Origin of the sequence: Corynebacterium sp. HMSC05H05 (genome assembly GCF_001807265.1) — a bacterium.
In the GTDB taxonomy this organism is placed as follows: Bacteria; Actinomycetota; Actinomycetes; order Mycobacteriales; family Mycobacteriaceae; genus Corynebacterium.
Window position 1 is genome coordinate 104,461 of record NZ_KV788407.1, and the last position, 14,650, is coordinate 119,110.

General features: G+C 67.1%; 13 protein-coding genes. All 13 read left to right on the forward strand.

What is annotated here, in order from left to right:
- The first annotated feature begins 10 nt into the window (after window positions 1-10).
- Window positions 11-1,357: an NADP-specific glutamate dehydrogenase gene (gdhA, locus tag HMPREF3151_RS09075; protein WP_070475206.1), complete on the forward strand. Its 1,347-nt coding sequence runs from the start codon at window positions 11-13 to the stop codon at window positions 1,355-1,357.
- Window positions 1,358-1,383: 26 nt separating this feature from the next.
- Window positions 1,384-2,106, forward strand: coding sequence for a DivIVA domain-containing protein (locus tag HMPREF3151_RS09080; protein ID WP_070475207.1), 723 nt, complete (start codon window positions 1,384-1,386; stop codon window positions 2,104-2,106).
- A 19-nt stretch (window positions 2,107-2,125) separates the two neighbouring features.
- Window positions 2,126-2,662, forward strand: a complete 537-nt coding sequence (locus tag HMPREF3151_RS09085; protein WP_070475208.1) for a YceD family protein — start codon at window positions 2,126-2,128, stop codon at window positions 2,660-2,662.
- Window positions 2,659-3,426 carry a ribonuclease III gene (rnc, locus tag HMPREF3151_RS09090; RefSeq protein WP_070475209.1) on the forward strand — a complete coding sequence of 256 codons (768 nt, stop codon included), beginning with the start codon at window positions 2,659-2,661 and terminating at the stop codon, window positions 3,424-3,426. The genes HMPREF3151_RS09085 and rnc overlap by 4 nt, the downstream gene beginning before the upstream one ends.
- Window positions 3,419-4,240, forward strand: a complete 822-nt coding sequence (gene mutM / locus HMPREF3151_RS09095) for a bifunctional DNA-formamidopyrimidine glycosylase/DNA-(apurinic or apyrimidinic site) lyase (protein WP_070475210.1) — start codon at window positions 3,419-3,421, stop codon at window positions 4,238-4,240. The genes rnc and mutM overlap by 8 nt, the downstream gene beginning before the upstream one ends.
- Window positions 4,241-4,262: 22 nt before the next feature.
- Window positions 4,263-4,769 (forward strand): flavin reductase family protein, encoded by a 507-nt coding sequence (locus tag HMPREF3151_RS09100; RefSeq protein ID WP_070475211.1) that lies wholly within the window; start codon window positions 4,263-4,265, stop codon window positions 4,767-4,769.
- 185 nt (window positions 4,770-4,954) lie between these two features.
- Window positions 4,955-6,463 carry an alanine/glycine:cation symporter family protein gene (locus HMPREF3151_RS09105; protein ID WP_070475212.1) on the forward strand — a complete coding sequence of 503 codons (1,509 nt, stop codon included), beginning with the start codon at window positions 4,955-4,957 and terminating at the stop codon, window positions 6,461-6,463.
- 21 nt (window positions 6,464-6,484) lie between these two features.
- The gene (locus HMPREF3151_RS09110) at window positions 6,485-6,769 is read left to right on the forward strand and encodes an acylphosphatase (protein WP_070475213.1); all 285 of its coding nucleotides are present in this window, start codon (window positions 6,485-6,487) and stop codon (window positions 6,767-6,769) included.
- Complete coding sequence (locus HMPREF3151_RS09115; protein ID WP_070475214.1) at window positions 6,766-7,251, forward strand: CAP domain-containing protein; 486 nt, start codon at window positions 6,766-6,768, stop codon at window positions 7,249-7,251. Before HMPREF3151_RS09110 ends, HMPREF3151_RS09115 begins: the two co-directional genes overlap by 4 nt.
- A gap of 24 nt (window positions 7,252-7,275) precedes the next feature.
- Window positions 7,276-10,734 (forward strand): chromosome segregation protein SMC, encoded by a 3,459-nt coding sequence (gene smc, locus HMPREF3151_RS09120; RefSeq protein WP_070475215.1) that lies wholly within the window; start codon window positions 7,276-7,278, stop codon window positions 10,732-10,734.
- Window positions 10,735-10,764: 30 nt separating this feature from the next.
- Window positions 10,765-11,106, forward strand: a complete 342-nt coding sequence (locus HMPREF3151_RS09125) for a hypothetical protein (protein WP_070475216.1) — start codon at window positions 10,765-10,767, stop codon at window positions 11,104-11,106.
- 376 nt (window positions 11,107-11,482) lie between these two features.
- Window positions 11,483-12,790, forward strand: a complete 1,308-nt coding sequence (gene ftsY, locus HMPREF3151_RS09130) for a signal recognition particle-docking protein FtsY (protein ID WP_371441214.1) — start codon at window positions 11,483-11,485, stop codon at window positions 12,788-12,790.
- 122 nt (window positions 12,791-12,912) lie between these two features.
- Complete coding sequence (gene ffh, locus HMPREF3151_RS09135; protein WP_070475232.1) at window positions 12,913-14,523, forward strand: signal recognition particle protein; 1,611 nt, start codon at window positions 12,913-12,915, stop codon at window positions 14,521-14,523.
- Window positions 14,524-14,650 lie beyond the last annotated feature (127 nt).

Genomic DNA, 14,650 nt, shown 5'->3' on the forward strand with positions numbered 1-14,650 from the left:
GCCACGCCCAATGAGCGCGATTGATCAGGAAGTTGCCGGCTACTACCAGAAGCTTTTGGAGCGCAACGCGGGCGAGCCGGAGTTCCACCAGGCGGTGGCCGAGGTGCTGGATTCGCTGAAGATCGTGCTGGGCAAGGACCCGCACTACGCGGACTACGGCCTGATCGAGCGCCTCTGTGAGCCGGAGCGCCAGATCATCTTCCGCGTGCCCTGGCTGGACGACGACAACAACGTGCGCGTCAACCGCGGCTTCCGTGTCCAGTTCAACTCCGCGCTCGGTCCTTACAAGGGCGGGCTGCGCTTCCACCCGAGCGTGAACCTGGGCATCATCAAATTCCTCGGCTTCGAGCAGATCTTCAAAAACTCCCTGACCGGCCTGCCCATCGGCGGCGGCAAGGGCGGCTCCGACTTCGACCCGAAGGGCCGCTCCGACGGGGAGATCATGCGTTTTTGCCAGTCGTTTATGACGGAGCTGTGGCGCCACATCGGCGAGTACCGCGACGTGCCCGCCGGCGACATCGGCGTCAGCGGCCGCGAGATCGGCTACCTGTTCGGCCAGTACCGCCGCCTGGTGGACCAGCACGAGTCCGGCGTACTCACCGGCAAGGGCCTGACCTGGGGCGGCTCCCTGGTGCGCAAAGAGGCCACCGGCTACGGCAGCGTGTACTTCACCAACGAGATGATGAAGGCCAACGGAGACTCCATCGACGGCGCGAAGGTCATCGTCTCCGGCTCCGGCAACGTGGCCATCTACGCCATGCAGAAGGCGCAGGAGCTCGGCGCGACAGTGGTCGGCTTCTCCGATTCCTCCGGCTGGGTGGAGACCCCGAACGGTGTGGACATCGAGCTGGTCCGCGAAATCAAGGAAAACCGCCGCGGGCGCGTGTCCGAGTACGTGGAGGAGGCCACCGGCGCAACCTTCCACAAGGACGGCTCCATCTGGGACCTCAAGGCCGACGTGGCGCTGCCGTGCGCGACGCAGAACGAGCTGAACGGCGACCACGCCCGCACGCTCGTGGACAATGGCGTGCGCTACGTCGCGGAGGGCGCGAACATGCCGTCCACTGCAGAGGCGGTCGAGGTCTTCCGCGAGCGCGGCGTGTGCTTCGGGCCAGGTAAGGCCGCCAACGCCGGCGGCGTGGCCACCTCCGCGCTGGAGATGCAGCAGAACGCCTCGCGTGACTCCTGGTCCTTCGATTACACGGACGACCGCCTGCACCAGATCATGTCCAACATCTTCAAGGTGGCCAAGGACACTGCCGAGGAATACGACCACGCGGGCGACTACGTCGTCGGCGCGAATATCGCCGGTTTTAAAAAGGTTGCCGACGCGATGCTTGCACAGGGCGTGATTTAGCGCTCTAGCGGGTACGCTTAGGCACCATGTACCGCGTTTTTGAAGCCCTGGATGAGCTAGTTCAGACCCTGGAGCAGGCCTATGGCGTGCCCATGACCTCCAATTGCATGGTTCCCCGCAACGAGATGCTTGGGCTTCTCGACGACCTCCGCAACGCCCTGCCCGTCGACTTGGACGACGCGCAGGACGTGCTGGACAAGCAGGACGAGATCCTGCGCGGGGCGCAGGACCGCGCCGACATGCTCGTCGGCGACGCGGAGGAGGATGCCCGCCGCATTGTCTCCGACGCCCACTCCGAATCCGAGTCCATGCTCTCCGACGCGCAGGCGCGCGCGACCAACCTGGTCACCGACGCGGAGGAAGAATCCAACATGATGGTCACCCAGGCGCAGAACGTGGCGGAGATGACCGTGACCAACGCCCAGCGCGAGGCCGACAACATCGTCGAGTCCGGCAACGCCGAGTACCAGCGCACCGTGGACAAGGGCCTGGCGGAGCAGGAGCGCCTCATCTCGGAGTCCGAGGTCATGCGCCGCGCCGACGAGGAGGCGCACCGCTTGGTGGACGAGGCGACGGCCGAGTCCAACCGTCTGCGCTCCGAGTGCGACGACTACGTCGACTCCAAGCTCGCCGAGTTTGAGGAGGGGCTGCGTAATGTGCTGCAGACCGTCTCCTCCGACCGCTCAGCGCTGCGCCGCGGCGCGGGTGCCGCTGGCGCTGCGGCTCGCGGCCGCCGCGACGAGTATTAACGGGTAGTCTGTTGCCGTTATGTCTACCAACCCTTTCGTATTCGACGTCAGCGACGTCCTTGGCAGCGACGGCACGCCAGAGACAGTGACGCAGACGGGCCCGTCCCCGTCGCGCATCGGCCCGCAAATGATCGCGATCCCTGAAGGGCGCGAGGTTGAGGTTGAGGCGACCCTGATCCCGCTGGGCTCCGGCGTGATGGTGGATGCCACCGCGACCGCGCAGCTCGAGGGGCAGTGCGTGCGCTGCTTGAAGAAGCTCACCCCGACCGAGACGCTGCGCATCTCGGAGGTGTTTTCCGCCTCCGACGACTTCATCACCGGCGACAGCGAGGAAGACGAGGACCAGGGCTCCGGCGACGAGATCCGCAAGGTTGTCGACGGCACCGTGGACTTAGAGCAGGCGTTCGTGGACGAGGCCGGCATGAACTGGCCGTTCAACCCCACCTGCGAGCCGGAGTGCGAGGGCGACACCGACGTGCCGGCCCCCGACGCGGTCGAGGGCGAGGAGAACAACCTGGTCGACCCGCGCTGGGCCGGCCTGGAGAAGTTCCTGTGAGCCGCTCGAAGAAGAACAAGGGCAACGCGGACGAGCTGTGGGAGCAGGCGTTTGACGCCGTCGACCACACCCCGCTCATCGCGCACCTCGGCGTGGAGATCGAACGCGAGAGCCTGAAGCTCGCGCTGACCCACCGCTCGTTCGCCAACGAGCACGGGCACCTGCCCAATAACGAACGCCTGGAGTTCGTCGGCGACGCCGTGTTGGGCCTGTCCGTGGCAACCAAGCTGTTCGAGCTGTACCCGTCGCGCCCGGAATCCGACCTGTCGCCGATGCGCGCGGCCATCGTCTCTCGCTACGGTCTGGCGGACATCGCCCGCGAGATCGACCTGGGCGCCCACGTGCTCATCGGCAAGGGTGAGGAGCTCACCGGCGGCCGCGAGAAGGAGTCGATCCTCGCGGACACCACCGAGGCCATCTTCGGTGCGATCTACTTGCAGCACGGCTTCGAGCCGGCGCGCGACGTGATTCTCAAGCTTTTCGACGAGAAGCTCCGCACCGCCACCGTGAACAAGAAGCACCACGACTGGAAGACCGACCTGCAGGTGCGCCTGGCCGAGCTGAAGCTGCCGGTGGCCGAGTACGTCTCCGAAGCGTCCGGCCCCGAGCACAACCAGACGTTCACCGCGCAGGCGCTGGTGGGCGGCGTTTCCCGCGGCATCGGCACCGGCCCGAACAAGAAACTGGCGGAGCAGGAGGCGGCCCACCAGGCGGTGCTGTACCTGCGCGACCACGCTGCGGAGGCCGTTCGCGGCAATGCCTGAGCTGCCCGAAGTTGAGGTGGTGCGCCGCGGGCTGGACCAGCACGTGGTCGGCCGCACCTTCCAGCGCGTGGAGGTGCTGCACCCCCGCGCCGCCCGCGGCAACACCGTGGACCTGGAGCAAACCCTGCCCGGCCTGACTATCACCGGCACCGGCCGCCGCGGCAAATACATGTGGTTCACGCTCAGCGACGGCGCAGCACTCCTCGTGCATTTGCGCATGAGCGGGCAGATGCTCGTCGCAAAGCATGGCACCGTCACCTCGCCGCACCTGCGCATCCGTGCGGACATGGGGGAGGTGGAGCTGGATTTTGTGGACCAGCGCACCTTCGGGTTCTGGCAGTACACGCAGCTTGAGGGCGGTATCCCGCAGCCTGCGCTCCACGTCGCCCCCGACCCGTTCGAGGACGACTTCGACCTGCGCGAGACCGCCCGCGCGATGCGGCGCAGAAAGTCACCGCTGAAGAACGTGCTGCTAAACCAGGAGGTGGTCAGCGGCATCGGCTCCATCTACGCCGACGAAGCGATGTGGGCCGCGCGCCTGAAGCCTTGGCGCAGCGCCAAGACCATGCGGCAGCGCGACGCGGAGGCCGTGCTGGACGCCTCGCGCGAGGTGATGGCCCGTTCGCTGGAGCAGGGCGGCACCAGCTTCGACTCGCTGTACGTCAACGTCAACGGCGCGTCCGGGTACTTCTCCCGCTCGCTCAACGCCTACGGGCAGGCGGACAAACCCTGCGCGCGCTGCGGCACCCCGATCGAGCGCGTGACGGTCGGCGGGCGCTCCAGCTACTACTGCCCGGTCTGCCAGGTGCTGTAGCGCGCGAGTACGGTGGTGCGACATGGTTGATCAGTCAGCATTCAAAGACGCAATGAGCCAGCTGGCTGCCGCGGTGGCGATCGTGACCACCGGTTCCGCGACAGACCCGCACGGCACCACCGTCAGCGCGTTTATGTCCCTGTCGCTGGATCCGCCGATGGTGCTGGTGTCGCTGGACAAGAGGTCGTCGCTGTTGGCGTTGTTGGCCGAAGGGGCGTCGATAGGCATTAATGTGCTCTCCACCGAGCAGAACCTGCTCGCGCGGCGCTTTGCTAGCAAGGGCGTGGACCGCTTCGCGGGGGTGGAGTGGGCGATGGCCGACGGCGCGCCGCAGCTGACCGGCAACCACACGTGGGTGGCCGGGCAGGTCTCGCAAATGATCGAGGCGGGCGACCATGTGCTCGTGCTTGTCGACGTCACCGCAACCGACGTGAACACCAACTGCCCGCTGCTGTACTGGCAGCGCGAGTTTGGCACCCACGGCGCGATTCAGCCCGGCGAGGTGTGCACCCCGGCGGTGGAGGGGTAGGGCTTTTTGCGTCCCGTTTGCGCCCCTTTTCTGCGCAAACCCTGAGGAGCAAAGGGTGAGTTTGCCCAATTTTGGGCCGTAGTAGGGGGTGCTTCCTCTGGGTTTGTGAGAGCGGGTGCGGTGGAGGGGGAGCTCAAAGCCCCGTCGTTGTGTGATGTGGGCAACCTGGCGATACACTGCCCGCCATGGAAACCGCTACCTCATTTGTCGAGGACACCCTCAACGGCGCGATCTGGAACGTCGTCCCGGTGTTCCTCATCCTCGCCGGCGTCTACTTCGGCGTACGCACCCTGTTCGTTCAAATCCGCCTGTTTCCGGAGATGCTCAAGGCGGTCGCCGAGACCCCGAAAGGCAAGGACCGCGAGGGGCGCGACCTCGATGAAGAGTACGGCGGCCTGTCCGCTTTCAAGGCCTTCACCATCTCCGCCGCCTCGCGCGTGGGCACCGGCAACATCGCCGGCGTGGCGCTGGCGATCTCCATCGGCGGGCCGGGCTCGGTGTTCTGGATGTGGATGCTGGCGCTGCTCGGCGGCGCGACCGCATTTGTGGAATCCACCCTGGCGCAGCTGTGGAAGACCAAGGACGCCGACGGCAACTACCACGGCGGCCCGGCCTACTACATGACCCGCGGCCTGGGCTGGAAGCCGCTGGCCGTGATCTTCTCCGCGTTTTTGGCCGTCACCTACGGCTTTGTCTACAACGCAATCCAGACCAACTCCATCGTCGAGGCGGTCGGCGGCTCGCTGGGCACCGACTCCGTCGTGCTCAAGGCCGTCGTCGCTGCAGTGATCGCTACCCTGACTGCCCTGGTCATCTTCGGCGGCGTGACCCGCATCGCCTCCTGGACCCAGGTCATCGTGCCGTTCATGGCTGGCGCCTACATCCTCATCGGCCTGGCCGTGCTGGTGATCAACTGGCGCGAGATCCCTGGCATGATCGAAATGATCGTCGGCCACGCACTCGGCCTCCAACAGGTTGTCGGCGCCGGCATCGGTGCCGCGTTCATGCAGGGCATGCGCCGCGGCCTGTTCTCCAACGAGGCCGGTATGGGCTCCGCCCCGAACGCCGCCGCCACCGCCACGGTGTCCCACCCCGTCAAGCAGGGCCTCGTGCAGACCCTCGGCGTGTACTTTGACACCCTGCTGGTCTGCTCCATCACCGCGTTCGTGGTGCTGCTCGGCCCTGCCGTGACCTACGGCCGCGATGACATCCAGGGCGCGTCGTTGACCCAGTCCGCGCTGGCTGACTCCGTCGGCGCTTGGGGCGCGCACGCCATCACGTTCATCCTGTTCTTCCTGGCGTTCTCCTCCGTGATCGGCAACTACTACCTCGCACAGGCGAACCTGCAGTACCTCACCGACTCGAAGACTGCCATGACGGTGTTCCGCCTGGTGGTCATCGGCTTCGTCATCTTCGGCGCATTCGGTTCCGTCCCGCTGGTGTGGGCACTCGGCGACACCATGGCCGGCCTGCTGGCCATCTTCAACATCGTCGCCATCGTCCCGCTCGGCGGCGTGGCGCTGAAGCTGCTGAAGAACTTCAACGACCAGCGCCGCAAGGGCATCGACCCGGTGTTCCACCGCGAGATGCTGCCGGAGCTGAAGAACGTGGAGTACTGGGACGGCTCCGACCCGGTGACCCGCCGCAGCGAAGAGGACCGCATCACCATCAGCGAGGGCAACGGCGAGCGCTAGTCCCCGCTACGCTTGGGCGGCATGGCAACGACACGCATGACCGCCCACGTCCGCGGCAACGTCCAAGGGGTGGGGTTTCGCTGGTGGACCCGCTCCCGCGCGCTAGAGCTGGGCTTGGCTGGCTACGCGAAGAACCTTGCTGATGGCAGGGTAGAGGTGGTTGCGGAGGGGGCCGAAGGTGACGTCGAGAAGCTCAAGGCCCTTCTTGAAGAGCAGCCTTCGACTGCGAAGCGCCCGGGGAATGTGGAGCACGTCCAGGCGCAGTTCGGGGAGCCGAAAGGCGCTGAAGGGTTTGAGGAGCGATGAGGAAACGCACCGCGGTGGTAGCGGCCGCACTCGCAATCACGCTGGTCCCGGCACCCGCGCAGGCGCAGGACTTGTCTTCCAGCTTCGCGTCCATGAGCAGCCTGCCCGCCCGGCAGTACGACCCCGGGCTGCCGTGGGACGTGGCGGAAGCTTCGCGCGCGAAGACGTACCGCAACATCAACTTCTACCGCATGCAAAACGGCAGGTTGCCGTGGTTGCGAACTGGACAGTTGGATGCCCAAGCGCAGGCGTGGGCCGAAGAGCTCAGCCGCACCAACAGTTTCCGGCATTCGGGGGCGAACGTGTACGAGAACATCGCCTTCAGCTCGCACAGCCCGGAGGCGGCGTTTGAGCAGTGGCGAACCTCGCCGGGGCACAACCGCAACATGCTTTCTCGCGCGCACGCGGTGGGCATCGGTGCGGCGCACGGCTACGTGGCCGGGCACGGCTGGGGCTACATCGTGGTCATGCAGGCGCGCTAGCTCACGCGCGGTAACATCCACAAAATGCACCTGAAATCGCTGACGCTCAAAGGATTCAAGTCCTTCGCGTCGGCGACGACGATGAAATTCGAGCCCGGCATCTGCGCCGTGGTGGGGCCGAACGGCTCCGGCAAGTCCAACGTGGTGGATGCGCTCGCGTGGGTGATGGGCGAGCAGGGCGCGAAGAATCTGCGCGGCGGGAAGATGGAAGACGTCATCTTTGCCGGCGCGGGCGGCCGCAAGCCGCTGGGGCGCGCGGAGGTCACGCTCACCTTCGACAACACCGACAAGCGCCTGCCCATCGACTACACCGATGTGGCCATTACCCGCCGCATGTTCCGCGACGGCGCCTCGGAGTACGAGATCAACGGCTCCAAGGCGCGCCTGATGGACATCCAGGAACTGTTGTCCGATTCCGGCATCGGCCGCGAGATGCACATCATTGTCGGCCAGGGCAAGCTCTCCGAGATCCTGGATTCGCGCCCCGAGGAGCGCCGCGCGTTCATCGAGGAAGCTGCGGGTGTGCTCAAGCACCGCCGTCGCAAGGAGAAGGCGCAGCGCAAGCTCACGGGCATGCAGGCGAACCTGGACCGCCTGACCGACCTCACCGATGAGCTGGGCAAGCAGCTCAAACCCTTGGCCCGCCAGGCGGAGGCCGCCAAGCGTGGCGCTGCGGTGCAGGCGGAGCTGCGCGACGCGAAGCTCAAGCTCGCCGGCGACCAGGTGGTGCGCCTGCGCGCGAAGTACGCCGACGCCGAACGCGCCGCCGAGATGCTGGCGGAGCAGGTGGAGACCGTCACCGCGACGCTGGAGACCGCTGTGGAGGAGCAGGAGGCCGTTGAGGCTCGCCAGCAGGAGTTGCAACCACAGGCCCAGGAGGCCCAGCAGTTGTGGTTCGCGCTGTCCACGCTGGCCGAGCGGGTGAGCGCCACCCAGCGCATCGCGTCGGAACGCGCCCGCAGCTCCAACTCGTTCGCGCCCTACGCCGGCCAGGATCCGGAGGACCTGGAGGCGAGGGCTTCGCTTGCGGACGAGCGCTACGCCGAGGCCCTTGAAGCTGCCGAGGAGGCCGCCGAGAAGCTCGAGACCATCCGCGAGGAAGTTGCCGAGCGGCAGGAGGCCTTCGACGCCGCTGAGCGCGAGCACATGGCGCAGGTGCGCGCGATCGCGGACCGCCGCGAGGGCGTGGTGCGCCTGATCGCGCAGGAGGAGTCCCAGGCAGCGGCGGTCGAGGCGGCCGAGGACGAGGTCCGCCGCCTGGAGGAGACGCTCGCGGAAACCAAGCAGCGCGCCCGCGAGGCCGATGCGGAGGTCGCGTCCGTCGAGGAGCGCATTTCTGGCTTTGCGACGGAGCGCTCGCCTCTCGACGACGCATTCGCCCGTGCCCACACAGAATCCGATGCCGCGGACAAGCGCCTGGACCAGCTGCGGGCGAAGCAGCGCGAACACGAACGGGCCGTGGCGACCCTGCAGTCGCGCATCGACACCCTGGCGGAGCAGGCGCCGAAGCGTTCGGCGGAGGACGTGCTGGAAGGCTTTTCTGCGCTTGCTGGCCTGGTCACTGTGGAGGCTGGGCTGGACCGCGCGCTCGCGGCGGCGCTCGGCGAGCACGCCGAGGCTCTGGCGGGCGAGGTCTCCGACGACGCGGTCGGTGCGCTGGAGTCCGCCGCCCGCACGGTGGTGGTGGATGCGCGCGGCGGGTCGACCTGGCGCTTGGACACCGACGGCGAGGTGGACTGGCTGCTCGACCACGTGGAGCTGGATCCAACGGTGGTTGGCCCGGTCACGCGCCTGCTCGCGGACGTGGTGGTGGCGGACGACCTTGCCGCCGCCCGCGGCGTGGTGGAGCAGGACCCGCGCCTGCGCGCTGTCACACCTGCCGGCGTGCTGGTGGGAGAGGGGTGGGTCGCCGCCGGCACGGGGCAGACGTCCACGGTGGAGGTCTCCGCCCGCATCGAGGCGGCGAAGACCGAGCTCGCCGAAGCACAGCAGTTGCTCGAGGAGCTTGCCGGCACGCTCGAAGGCGCGACCGTCGCCGCCGACGAGGCTCGCGTGAGCGCCGCCTCCGCCAAAGCAGCGTTGCGCGAGCACGACACCGAGGTCGAATCCTGGCGCCGCGACCTCGCCCGCCTGGTCAAGCAGGCTGAGGCGAACAAGTCCGAGCACGAACGCGCGGCAGCAAGGGCGAACGAGGCCGACGCGCGCCTGGCGCAGCGCAAGACTGAGCTGGAGGAGACGCGCGATCGCCTCACCCGCGTGGACACGGACGTGGCTGAGTCACCGGAGGAGCCGTCGACGGAGCAGCGCGACCAGGCCCGCAACGCGCTCAACCACGCCAAGTCGTTGGAGATGGAGGCCACGCTAGCCTCGCGCACCGCGCAGCAGCGCGCTGAAGCCGAGGCGGGCAAGGGCGATGCGTTGCGCCGGCAGGCGGAGCAGGAGCGGCAGGCGAAGGCCCGCCACGAAGCGGCGATGGCTCGCCGGAGGGCGGAAGGGGAGCTGGCCGGTGCCGTCGAGAAGCACGCGCGCGACCTCGCCGCCCGCATCGAGGACGCGCTCGCCCGCGCCACCGCCCAGCGCGACGAACTGAACGCGCAGGTCAACTCGTTGCAGGGCAAGGTGCAGCAGGCGCGCCAGCAGGTCAATGCGACCCGTCAGCAGCTCGCGCGGTTGACGGACAACGCGCACCAGTCCGACATCGCCCGCTCGCAGGCGCAGGTGCGCATCGACGAAGCGGAGGCCAACATCACCGCGTCGCTTGGCATCGCGGTGGCCGACCTGCTCGCGGACTACACCCCGGGCGAGGACTTCGACCGCGACGCCGAGCAGAAGCGGCTGAAGCAGGCGGAGAAGGACCTGCGCGCCCTGGGCAAGGTCAACCCGCTGGCGCTGGAGGAGTTCAAGGCGCTGGAGGAGCGCTACACGTTCTTGAGCACCCAGCTCGACGACGTGATCCAGGCCCGCAAGGACTTAACGGGCGTGATCGAGGACGTGGACGCGCAGATCCTGCAGCTGTTCACCGACGCGTGGGCGGACGTGGAGGAGGAGTTCCCGCGCGTGTTCCAGACACTCTTCCCGGGCGGCGAGGCGCGGCTGGTGCTCACTGAGCCTGACGACATGCTCGCTACCGGCATCGAGATCGAAGCTCGCCCGCCGGGCAAGAAAGTCAAGCGTCTGTCCTTGCTTTCCGGAGGCGAAAAGTCGCTGACCGCGCTCGCATTCCTGGTGGCCATCTTCCGCGCGCGCCCCAGCCCGTTCTACGTGCTCGACGAGGTCGAGGCAGCGCTCGACGACGTCAACCTGCGCCGCCTCATCGCCCTGTTAGAGGAGCTGCGGCAGGACTCGCAGCTCATCGTGATCACCCACCAGAAGCCCACCATGGACGTGGCGAACGTGCTCTACGGCGTGACCATGCGCGGCGACGGTGTGACCCGCGTGCTCTCGCAGCGTATGCAGCCTGCCGGGGCTGCCCCCGCAGTGTAATATCATCCGAAAGTTGGAGAAAGGATGACTATGTCTGTATCGCGTATCTCGGCGGTGGTGGGTGTTTTCGCGCTGGCTCTCGTAGTTGGCGGATGCTCCACCTCAGCGGACCTAGACGGCACCTACACCAAGGTTGAATCAGCTGGTGAGGAGAGTCTGACCAGTACCCTCACCATCGACGGGGGCGACTGCACGCTGCACCACGTCGCCGAGCCCGAAAATGTGGAGGCTGACGAGTCGTGCACCGTCGATGAGGATAACCTCATCTTCACCGCGGACGGTGCGGAAACACGGTTGCCGGTCACTCAATCGGACAATGGGGATTTGCGGATCGGGCTCGGCGACGGGGAGCTCTACCAAAAGAGCCACTAGGTCCTTCTTGATGCCCGTCCCCGCGTGATGTCGGCGGTGCTGGCACACTAGAGCGCATGGATCTCAATGCTTTAGTCAACAGCACTGCGTTTTGGATTGTCCTCGCAGTCATCGTCATTGCGCTGATCCTCATCGGCGTTGTCGTGGCCGGGAAGAAGCGCAGGGAATCGAAGACCATCTCCTTTGACAAGGTCGAAGAGCCCAAGGAGCTGACCCAGCAGGAAAAATCGGGCAACTACCAGGCCAAGGGCGGATTCAACTTCGCCCAGGCGGACGCGCAGCCGAAGCAGCCCGAGCGATCCGCCGCGACAAGCCCGCGCCGAAGCAGGAAGCAGCCGCGGCCTTTGTCCCGCCGGAGCAGGAGGAAGAGGAGACCGTGGTCGAGCGCGCAATTTCGCGTGACGACGAACCACAGGTCCCCACCGAAACCACCCAGCCCGCGGAGGCTGAGCAGGAAGCGCCAGCAGAACCGGTCGAGCCGGAAGCGCCAGCTGAGCCGGTCGCCGAGGAGAAGCCAGTTGCACCCGCGGAACCAGTTGAGCCGGTTGAGCCGGAGCAGCCCGTCGAACCCTCTGAGCCCGTGGAGCGGGTTGACGAGGTCGAGGCGGAGCCCGTCGATAGGCAGACTGCTGAGGCCGAGGAAGCCGTGGCGGCTGCGGCGGCCGCGCAGGAGAGCGCGGACGAGGCGCGCCAGGAGGGCGCCGAGGTCTCCGAGGACGCCGTCGTTGTTGAGGCGCCGACGGAGGAGCCGCTGGACGACATCGCGCCGGCCGCCGGCCGCATGGGCAAGCTGCGCGGGCGCCTGTCGCGCTCCCAGAACGCGATCGGCCAGGGCCTGCTCGGCATTCTCACCGCTGGCGACCTGGACGAGGACGCCTGGGAGGAAATCGAGGACACGCTGATCATGGCGGACCTCGGCGCTGAGCTGACCATGAAGGTCACCGATTCGCTGCGTGAGAAGATCGCCGAGCGTGGCGTGGAGACCGAGGACCAGGCCCGCGCGATGCTGCGCGAGACGCTCATCGAGGCCGCGCGCCCGGAGATGGACCGCTCGATCAAGGCCATGCCGAACGACGGCAAGCCGGCTGTGATCCTGGTCGTCGGCGTGAACGGCACCGGCAAGACCACCACCACCGGCAAGCTCGCGCGCGTGCTGGTGTCCATGGGCCACTCGGTGGTTCTCGGCGCGGCCGACACTTTCCGCGCGGCAGCCGCGGACCAGCTGGAGACCTGGGGCAAGCGCGTCGGCGCCTCCACCGTGCGTGGCAAGGAAGGCGCGGACCCGGCGTCCGTCGCCTTCGACGCCGTGGCCACCGGCGTGGCCGAGGGCGCGGATGTCGTGCTCGTCGACACCGCGGGCCGCCTTCACACCTCCACCGGCCTGATGGACCAGCTGGGCAAGGTCAAGCGCGTGGTGGAAAAGAAGAGCAACGTCGACGAGGTCCTGCTGGTGCTGGACGCCACCGTCGGCCAGAACGGCATCATGCAGGCACGCGTGTTCCGCGAGGTCGTGGACATCACCGGCGTGGTGCTGACCAAGCTGGACGGCACGGCCAAGGGCGGCATCGTCTTCCAGGTGCAGGAGGAGCTCGGCGTGCCCGTCAAGCTCGTCGGCCTGGGCGAAGGCGCCGACGACCTCGCGCCGTTTGAGGTGGAAAGCTTCGTCGACGCGTTGCTCGGCTAAGCATTTGCCTATCGACGCCTCCGCGCCCCGGCTGACGGCACAGTGATGTGCTAGTCGCCCGGGGCGCGCGCTAGTCTTGTGGGGATTATTTTCCGCTAGCAGCACAAGGGAGCGTGCACACCGTGTTCGAGTCACTGTCCGACCGCCTCCAATCAGCCCTCGGCGGCCTGCGCGGCAAGGGCAAGCTCACCGAGGAAGACATCAACGCCACCGCGCGCGAGATCCGTCTCGCCTTGCTTGAGGCGGACGTCTCGCTCACAGTCGTGCGCGCGTTTATCAAGCGCGTCAAGGAGCGCGCGCTCGGCGCAGATGTGTCCGCGGCGCTGAACCCTGCGCAGCAGGTGATCAAGATCGTCGACGAGGAGCTGACCAACATCCTCGGCGGCGAAACGCGCCGGCTGAACATGGCGAAGAACCCGCCGACCGTGATCATGCTCGCCGGTCTGCAGGGCGCCGGTAAGACCACGCTGGCCGGCAAGCTGGCCAAGCACCTAGCCAAGCAGGGCCACACTCCGATGCTGGTGGCCTGCGACCTGCAGCGTCCGGGCGCGGTGCAGCAGCTGCAGATCGTCGGCGAGCGCGCCGGCGTGCCCACGTTCGCCCCGGACCCGGGTACCTCCCTGGATTCCTACGAGCACGAGATGGGCACCTCCCACGGCGACCCGGTTGCCGTGGCGCAGCAGGGCATCGAGCACGCCAAGCACCAGAAGAACGACGTGGTCATCATCGATACCGCCGGCCGCCTCGGCATCGACGAGACGCTGATGACCCAGGCGCGCAACATCCGCGACGCCGTCAACCCCGACGAGGTCCTCTTTGTCATCGACGCCATGATCGGCCAGGACGCGGTGAAGACCGCCGAGGCGTTCGCCCAGGGCGTGGACTTCACAGGCGTGGTGCTGACCAAGCTCGACGGCGATGCCCGCGGCGGTGCCGCACTGTCCATCCGTGAGGTCACGGGCAAGCCGATCCTGTACGCGTCGACAGGTGAGAAGCTCGAGGACTTCGACGTCTTCCACCCGGAGCGCATGTCCAGCCGCATCCTCGGCATGGGCGATTTGCTCTCCCTGATCGAACAGGCTGAGGCGACCTACAACGAGCAGGACGCCGAAGCCGCCGCGAATAAGCTCACCTCCGGCGAGCTGACCCTGGAAGACTTCCTGGACCAGCTGCTGATGATCCGCCGTATGGGGCCGATCGGCAACCTGCTGAAGATGATGCCGGGCGGCAAGCAGATGAACCAGATGGCCGACATGGTCGACGAGAAGCAGCTCGACCGCATCCAGGCCATCATCCGCGGCATGACACCCGAGGAGCGCCAGGACCCGAAGATCCTCAATGCCTCTCGACGCAAGCGCATCGCCAACGGCTCCGGCGTCAAAGTCTCCGACGTCAACCAGCTGGTCGACCGCTTCTTCGAGGCCAAGAAGATGATGGGCCAGATGGCCAGCCAGTTCGGCCTGCCGGGCATGCCGGGCATGGGCGGCGGCCGCTCTGCCACGAAGAAGAAGCCGAAGGGACGCAAGGGCAAAAACGGCAAGCGCAAGCCGCCGAAGCGCGGTGGCGGCATGCCCAAAATGCCGGGCATGCCGGGCATGGGCGGCGGTATGCCGGACCCGAAGGAGCTGGAGAAGCTCCAGGAACAGCTGCCGGCGGGCATGCAGGGCATGGACCTGAACAACCTCGACTTCAACGAGGCGATGAAGCGCATGCAGAAGGGCAAGTTCTTCTAGCTGGCGCGGCGCCGCGGTGCGCTGCGGTCTGTTTGGGCGGGCCAACCGGCAGCACTCTCCCGCAGACCCCGAGCGGAGGACCCCTAGTATGGCCGGAGTTGTCAGTGGGTGAATGCGCCACCTCGAC